General features: G+C 64.8%; 6 protein-coding genes. 5 read left to right on the top strand and 1 reads right to left on the bottom strand.

Annotation, left to right across the window (positions count from 1 at the left end):
• From ABIV12_RS16650 to ABIV12_RS16630, 5 genes are all read left to right on the top strand, one after another.
• On the top strand, positions 1–429 hold a 429-nt coding region (locus ABIV12_RS16650; protein WP_348061405.1), incomplete at its 5' end, for a hypothetical protein.
• A 201-nt stretch (positions 430–630) separates the two neighbouring features.
• Positions 631–2,601 (top strand): hypothetical protein, encoded by a 1,971-nt coding sequence (locus ABIV12_RS16645; RefSeq protein ID WP_348061403.1) that lies wholly within the window; start codon positions 631–633, stop codon positions 2,599–2,601.
• Positions 2,602–2,722: 121 nt separating this feature from the next.
• Complete coding sequence (locus tag ABIV12_RS16640) at positions 2,723–3,409, top strand: YceH family protein (protein WP_348061401.1); 687 nt, start codon at positions 2,723–2,725, stop codon at positions 3,407–3,409.
• A complete protein-coding gene (locus ABIV12_RS16635) occupies positions 3,393–4,583 on the top strand; it encodes an alpha/beta hydrolase (RefSeq protein WP_348061399.1) in 1,191 nt (396 codons plus the stop codon). Before ABIV12_RS16640 ends, ABIV12_RS16635 begins: the two co-directional genes overlap by 17 nt.
• A gap of 99 nt (positions 4,584–4,682) precedes the next feature.
• Positions 4,683–7,148 carry a zinc-dependent metalloprotease gene (locus ABIV12_RS16630; protein ID WP_348061397.1) on the top strand — a complete coding sequence of 822 codons (2,466 nt, stop codon included), beginning with the start codon at positions 4,683–4,685 and terminating at the stop codon, positions 7,146–7,148.
• Positions 7,149–7,235: 87 nt separating this feature from the next.
• Here the strand turns inward: ABIV12_RS16630 and ABIV12_RS16625 are convergent.
• Positions 7,236–7,558 (bottom strand): GGDEF domain-containing protein (locus ABIV12_RS16625; protein WP_348061395.1); only part of this gene is annotated, 323 nt, incomplete at its 5' end.

Raw genomic sequence — 7,558 nt, 5'->3', positions numbered from 1 at the left:
TCCGGCCGCGTCGACGAGGCGGACGCGGCGACCCGGGCCTTGCGCACGTCTGCCGAAGGCGATGACTGGCGCGCGATGATCGCGACACTGGCCGAGGCGGAACAGGACCGTGCCGCGCACCGTCGCGAACCTGCGCTGGAGAAATTCGCGCACGCCATGCAGTCGGCCGAACGCTACAACGTGCCGGAGGATCTGGTGGCGGTCGCCACGTCGTACCTCGACGCACTGATCGAAGCGAGCCAGCTCGATACCGCGCGTGCCATTGGCGGCCGGATCGCGACGTGGGCAGAGCGCGATTCCCGCGCTGCCACCGCGCAAGCGCACCTGTATCGGGCGCTTGGACGGGACGACGCTGCACGCAAAGCCGAAGAGAACGCTGCGCGACTTGGTGCTGGCGCCGGCTTCGGCGCGACCCCGGTGCATCCGTGAATTGGCTCTGCAAAGCGACAAGACGACATGAAAAGCCCATTCTGCACATCGATCGAACATCGGTTTCGCATCGATCCGGCATGCGTCCAGAGTGTGGATGGACGGAAGATGGACGGTGCCGTCTCTTCGAGGCGGCGCGTCGCACGCGATCGCTTCGATCAGCGCCGCGCCATGATGCCCACGTTTCCAGAGGTCCACCGCATGAAGGTTTTTCGCGCTGCCTGTTCTCTTTGTCTGGGTCTGCTCACGATGCTCGGCGCAGCCCACGCGCAGACGTTGCAGCGGGTCGACGTCGGTGGCGGCAAGCTCTCGCCACCGGTGGCGCAGGGCGACTATCTCTACGTCGGCACCGGCGCAACGGTCAGCGTCTGGAACATGGCCGACCCAACCGAGCCGGTTTTCGCAGGGCGTACCAGCGCGACGCCGACCAGTGGGCCGATTTCCGCTCTCGCAATCGTCGGCGGCTATCTGTACGCAGGTTGGAGTGCGCCTGACGGCACTGGCGGAATCACGCTTTATTCGCTCGCCGACCCGGCCCATCCAGTCGGTGCGGGCGAGTTCGACGACTGGGTGGTTGCCGACTACAAGGGACCGATCGGGCTCGCCGTCTCGGGCAATTATCTGTACATCGGCGACAGCCAGAACGGCGTGTTCGCAGTGGACGCGAGCGATCCGCTGGTACCGGTGGTCGTCGGCACGGTGGGCGACGTCTACGAGTTCGATGCAATGGCGGCGTTTGGCAACCAGTTGTTGACCACCGGCAACAGTTTGATTGGCGGACGCGTCGTCAATGTCCTCGACATCAGCGCGCCGGCAATGCCTCTGGTCGCCGGGCAGGCGGTGCTCGACGGTGGTTCGGTGTTGCGTGCGGCGCTCACCGATGGCTATGCGATCGGCGTTGGCAACGATTTGCTGGTTTACGACGTGCACGATCCTGCGAACATCGCCCAGGTGTTCAGCGCGCCAATCGACCAGGCGACCGGCGCGATCCGCATTGGCAACACGCTGTACCTGGTCGGCGACAGTGGTATCCAGGTGTGGGATTTCACGACGCCTGCGTCGACCACGCTGCTGCGGACCGTCGCGATGCCGACGTTCGCCCCCGACCAGACCGCGGCGACACCGTTTGGCCCGATCGTGCTGACCCACACCGATCGCGCGGTGCTTCTCGACATCGCCGATCCGCACCAGCCGACGCTCGCCGCGCAATTCACATTGCCGATCGGAGTCTCGGCGCATGCCGGCGCAATCGGTGCCGACTACGCGGTGATTGCCGAAGAAGGCTACGGTCTCGCGGTGGCAGACGCCACTACGCTGGCACCCGTTGGCCGCTACGACGCGGATTTGCCGGCGGACCTCGCAGCGCGCGACGTGGAAGACATCTCGGTGGACGCGGGCCGCGCGTACCTCGCGACGTGGGGCTATGGCGTGCTGATCGCGGATCTGACCGACCCGCTGCATCCGGTCGAGCTCGGTCGCTTCGAATTTCCGTTCGCCAGCGCGATCGAAGCGCACGGCAATCGCGTCTACGTCGCAAGCACGACAAACGGCGGCATCTTCGAGGTGCTCGATGTATCCAACCCCGCATCTCCGCAGCTGCTCGGTTCGCTCACGACCAGCAAGACCTACGACCTGACCGTGCGTGGCAATTACGCCTACCTGGTCGATGGTGCCGACTTTGCCGACGGCGGCCTGCGCGTGGTCGACGTGTCGAATCCCGCCGCGCCTGTCGTGGCCGGGCAGGAAGGCAGCTGTCCGTACGCCAATGGCATCGATGTCAGTGCAGACGGCAATACCGCATACATCGCCTGCGCGTCCGATGCTGAATTTGCGAACGCGCTGCAGATCGTCGATACCACCGACAAGGCGCACCCGGTTCTGCTCGGCAGCGTCGCGCTGCCCGGAACCGAAGGCTTGCCCGATTACAACAACCCGCATTCGGTGGTGGTCGTCGGAAATATTGCCTATGTCGGCAACGAATACGGTCTCGACGAAGTGGATGTGAGCAATCGGGCCGCACCCGTCCAGACCTTCCGGCATCCCACGGGCTATTTCGTCAGCAAGGTCGAGCGGGCTGCCGACGGCCGCATCTTCGCGTTCGCCCAGGCGGCCGGAGTCTTCGTCTTCGCCCCGCTGGCGAGCGACTCGATTTTTGCAAACGGGTTTGAGTGAAAGACCGGGACTCGGGAATGGGAACGTACTCGCGCTGTCAACGAGCCGAATCCCGATTCCCCGGTCCCGTGTTTCCGAAGGCGCGCTACACTCGGGACCGTTCCCGAAGCCCGAGCATCGATTGGACAACGAAACCGTCAAACCCGCCGAGTTGCGTGATCCGCTGGACCCCGTCGAAGCACGCATCCTTGGCTGCCTGATCGAAAAGGCGGCGATCACGCCCGAGGTGTACCCCCTCACGATCAACGCGATCGTTGCGGCGAGCAATCAGAAGACCAGCCGCGATCCGGTGCTCAATCTCGAAGTGGGCAACGTGACGCATGCACTGCGCGCGATGGAAACCAAGGGGCTGGTGAAGGTGGCGCCGGTCTCGCAGCGCGTGGCGCGCTACGAACACCGTTTCGATTCGGTCTATGGCTTGACCGCGCGCCAGCGCGCCGTGCTGTGCGTGATGCTGCTGCGTGGACCGCAGACGCTGGCCGAGCTGCTCAATCGCACCGATCGACTGGCCGAGTTTCCTGGCCTCGATGACGTGCGCGACACGGTCGACCGGTTGATCCAGCGGGATCCGGCGTACGTCGTGCTGCTCGGACGCGCGCCCGGACAACGCGAAGACCGGTACATGCATTTGTTGTGCGGGCCCGTCGACGTGGACGCCTTCGCGGCAGCATTCGCTGCGTCGTCGTCGCAGACAGGCGCGTCGCGTGGCGATCTTCAGGAGCGCGTCGCGAAACTCGAGGGCGACGTCGATGCGTTGCGCAACGAACTGGCAACTCTTCGGGAGCGCTGGGATGCGCAAGGCAACTGAGGGAGTGGATCCCGGCGTACGCCGCCCGCCGACGACGTGCAGAGTGATGCGCCTGCGGTTACTTCTGGCGGGCATGAGTCTGTTCATCGGGTCGACCGTATGGGCTGACCAATCCCGTGTCGCACGCGTTTCTTCCCTCGACGCCCCCGTCACCGAAATCGGCGCGCTCGACGGCGTTGCCTACCGCATCGACATCCCGCGCAACTGGAACCACGGGCTGGTGGTGTTTTTCCACGGGTATTCGATCACACCGATCACGTTCCGGCAGGGCGAGCGCAGTTACGACCTGCTCGATCCGATTCTCGCCAAGGGCTATGCGGTGATCCAGTCCGCCTACTCGGCGACCGGATGGGCAATCGAGCAGGGTAGTGCCGACACCGAGAAACTCAGACGCTCGTTTGTTGCGAAGCACGGCGCGTCGAAGCCGACGTTCGTGATGGGCATGTCGATGGGCGGTGCGCTCACCGCGATGACGATCGAACAACAACCGGACACCTACGCCGGCGCACTCGCGCTGTGCGGCGCGATCGAGCCGACCGACCGTTTCATGCAGCGTGATTTCGCATTGCGCGCCGCGTTCGACTATTACTTCCCCGGCGTGTTCGGCGCTCTGGTTCCGGTTCCGTCCGACTACAAGGCGGACGGCGCCATCGTCGCGAAGATCGCCGCGGCGATGAAAGCGAAGCCGGATGCAGCGGCCTCGTTGCGCGCGATCTACAGCGCCGGCGACATCGACAGCCTGCCTGGAGTGCTCGCGTTCATCACCTACGACATCAAGGAGCTCCAGCATCGCACGCACGGCAATCCGTACGGCAACGAGGATCTGGTCTACACCGGTTCCGCCGACGATTTCGCGCTCAACGACGGCGTCAAACGCTATCGTGCCGAAGCGCGCCCGGCAGCGTATCTCTCGCGCTGGTACACGCCGACCGGCAAGTTGCTCAAACCGATGCTGGCGCTGCACACCTCCGGTGATCCATTGGTGGTCGCATCGACCGCGTTCGAGTACGCGATCATCGCGCAGCGTGCGGGCCATGCCGCGAACTTCGTGCAGCAATATGTCAATGCTGACGGCCATTGCGTGTTCACGCCGGCGCAGGTTGGGCGATCGTTCGACGATCTGGTCGAATGGACGAAGACCGGCAAGCGGCCACGATCGGGAAAGCAGCGCTGATCGACACGCGCGATACGCCTCCCCTGACCTCCGGCGCATAGGCGCGACACGCACGATCGTGCAGACTCGTGCTGATCGACGTCAGGTGGGGACATCACGATGAAACAAGTTGGATGGGTGATGGTTGCGGCGTTCGCCGTGTGGGGTTCCGTCGCGGCCGCTGCGACGACGCAACGCGCCGGAGCCGATACAGCGGGAATGCCGGTCGATTTCGCCGGCGCGACGCGTGGCACCGTGCAGGTGTCCGGATTCTTCGATGTCTACCGCGATGCCGCAAAAGGCCGTGTCCTTCTTGGCGTGCGCGCGTTCGATGCGCCATTCCTGCTGGTGAGTGCGTTGCCCTGGGCGCTCGGTTCCAATGACATCGGTCTCGACCGCGGGCAGAGCGGCGAATCGCATCTGGTCGAGTTTCGGCGCGTCGGGACACGCGTGCTGCTGGTGGAGGACAACACGCGGTTCCGCGCGGTTTCGTCGAGCCCTGACGAGGCCCTGAGCGTCCGTCAGGCATTTGCCGAGTCGGTGCTGTGGTCTGGCGACGTTGCCGCCGAACGTGCTGGCAGCGATGCGCAGGTGCTGGTCGACGTGAGTTCACTGCTGACGACCGATCGACACGGAATCGCACGCCGGCTGGCCGAGGCCAAGCAGGGCAAGTACGAAGTCGATCCGAAGCGCAGTGCCGTTTCGCTGTCCGATGCAAAAAGTTTTCCCGACAACACCGAGCTTGAAGGCCTGCTGACGTTTGCCGGTCCCGGCGAGGAGCAGTTCGTCAAGGACGTCGCGATGGATCCGCAGTCGCTGACGGTCCGGCAGCATCTGAGTTTCGTACGTCTGCCGCCGGCCGGCTATACGCCGCGCCCGTACCATCCCGCGTCCGGCGCCTTCAGTGTCGGGTACTACGACTACGCGCAGCCGTTGTCGTCGAGCATCGACGTGCGCTTCCAGCCGCGCTTCCGCCTCGACAAAACGGATCCTTCGGCGCCATTGAGTGCGGTGAGGAAGCCCATCGTGTTCTACCTCGACCGTGGCGCGCCGGAGCCGGTGCGTTCGGCATTGCTCGAAGGCGCGAACTGGTGGAAGAGCGCGTTCGAGAAAGCGGGTTTCAAGGACGCCTACCGGGTCGAACTGCTTCCCGAAGGCGTCGACCCGATGGACATTCGCTACAGCCTCATCACCTGGGCACATCGCTACACGCGCGGCTGGTCGTACGGGCAGCCAATCGTCGATCCGCGCACCGGCGAAATCATCAGAGGTTCGGTCACGCTCGGGTCGCAACGCGTCCGGCAGGACATCCTCATTGCCGAGAGCCTGCTGGCGCCTTACGACAAGTCCAATTCGACCGGACTCGCGAAAGAGGCCGAACGCATGGCTCTCGCACGGCTGCGCCAACTGGCCGCTCACGAAGTCGGACACGCACTTGGGTTCGCGCACAACTTTGCCGCAAGCCGTCTCGGCAACGGCTCGGTGATGGACTACCCGCATCCGCTGATCAAACTTGGCAACGACGGCGCGATTTCGCTCGAAGACGCCTATGGGACCGGCGTGGGGCGCTGGGACGATTTCGTCGTCGCACACGCGTACGGACAGTTTGCGGCGGATACCGAAAAAGCGTCGCTCGCGACATTGCGCGCGGAGTTCGCTGCCGCCGGATTCCACTACATCAGCGACCCCGACTCGCGCTCGCCAGGCGATGCGGAGCCCGATGGTCTGCTGTGGGATTTCGGCCCCGACACGCTGGCATCGTTCGACGTGCTGCTGGACGTGCGTCGCAAGGCGCTCGATGGCTTTTCGATCGGCGTATTGCCGCCCGAGCGGCAGGCCGGCGAGCTCGAAGCGCGACTGGTCCCGCTTTATCTATTGCATCGTTATCAGGTCGAAGCCGTTGCGCGGTTGCTCGGCGGCGCTGACTACCGGTATTCGGATGCATCGGATCGTCAGGCGGGAACGAAACCGGTACCGGCACAGATGCAGAAGGCCGCTCTCGAGCGACTGGTGCGCACGCTCGGCGCGGAACAACTGGCGTTACCCTCCAACGTGCTCGACCTCGTCACTCCGCCGGGCGCCGACTATCAGCGCACCCGCGAATATTTCGCGACGCGTACCGCTCCGCTGTTCGATGCGATGGCCGCGGTGGAAGCGGCGACCGCGCAGACGACGCAGTTCCTGTTCGCCACACCGCGGCTGAACCGGCTCGCGTGGCAGCACGCGCGCGACGCAGGCCAGCCTGGCGTTTCCGATGTCCTCGATGCCGTGTTCCGGGGGACGTGGCAACGCGATGCGATTCGCGCCGACCTGGCCGCTGCCGATGCGGTGCAGGCGGCTGCGAACTGGGTGGTGCTCGACGCACTGCTGACGACGCTGGACGGCGGACAGCTGCATGCGCAGGTCGACGCCGACGTCCGCGCGTCGCTGCAGCAATGGCAGTCGTGGCTGGACAAGCATCCAGGTGCGCAGGAAATCGCCGCGAGCAGGTCGGAAGCAGCGGAGATGATCCGCAAGTACCTGGCGGATCCGAAGTCGGTGAAATTGCGGCCGTTGCCGGTGATTCCGCCGGGTGCGCCGATCTGACAGCCCATTGCCGCGCGGCGCGACGCAGTTTGTTTCATCGGATCTTCCCGAGGGAATCCTGCGGACGCCGTGGATATCCGCGTCGGTTCACATGCGTATGCGATTGCGTCCGCCGATCTTGGCTCGATAGAGGGCTTTGTCGGCATCGCGCATCAGCACATGCGTATCGCTTGGGATTGCGAGGATCGCGCTCGCGACACCGGCGCTGATCGTGACGTGGTTGATCAGCGCACTGCCGGGCACCTGGATCTCGCTCGCCTCGATCGCGCCGCGCATGCGTTCAGCGACCTTCATCGCTTCGTCCAACCCGGTTTCGGGCATCAGGCAGGCGAATTCTTCGCCTCCGTAACGGGCGACGACGGTTTCGGGCGGTGCACATCGTCGCATGGCGTCGGCGACCGCATGCAACG

This window comes from Dokdonella sp. (genome assembly GCF_039926425.1).
Classification (GTDB): domain Bacteria; phylum Pseudomonadota; class Gammaproteobacteria; order Xanthomonadales; family Rhodanobacteraceae; genus Dokdonella_A.
This window is presented reverse-complemented; position numbering and strand designations above follow the sequence as displayed.

Bases quoted from the DNA above. Each gene is read 5' to 3' on its own strand.
- ABIV12_RS16645 (WP_348061403.1), top strand. From the start codon at position 631: ATGAAGGTTTTTCGCGCTGCCTGTTCTCTTTGTCTGGGTCTGCTCACG.
- ABIV12_RS16635 (WP_348061399.1), top strand. From the start codon at position 3,393: ATGCGCAAGGCAACTGAGGGAGTGGATCCCGGCGTACGCCGCCCGCCG.
- ABIV12_RS16630 (WP_348061397.1), top strand. From the start codon at position 4,683: ATGAAACAAGTTGGATGGGTGATGGTTGCGGCGTTCGCCGTGTGGGGT.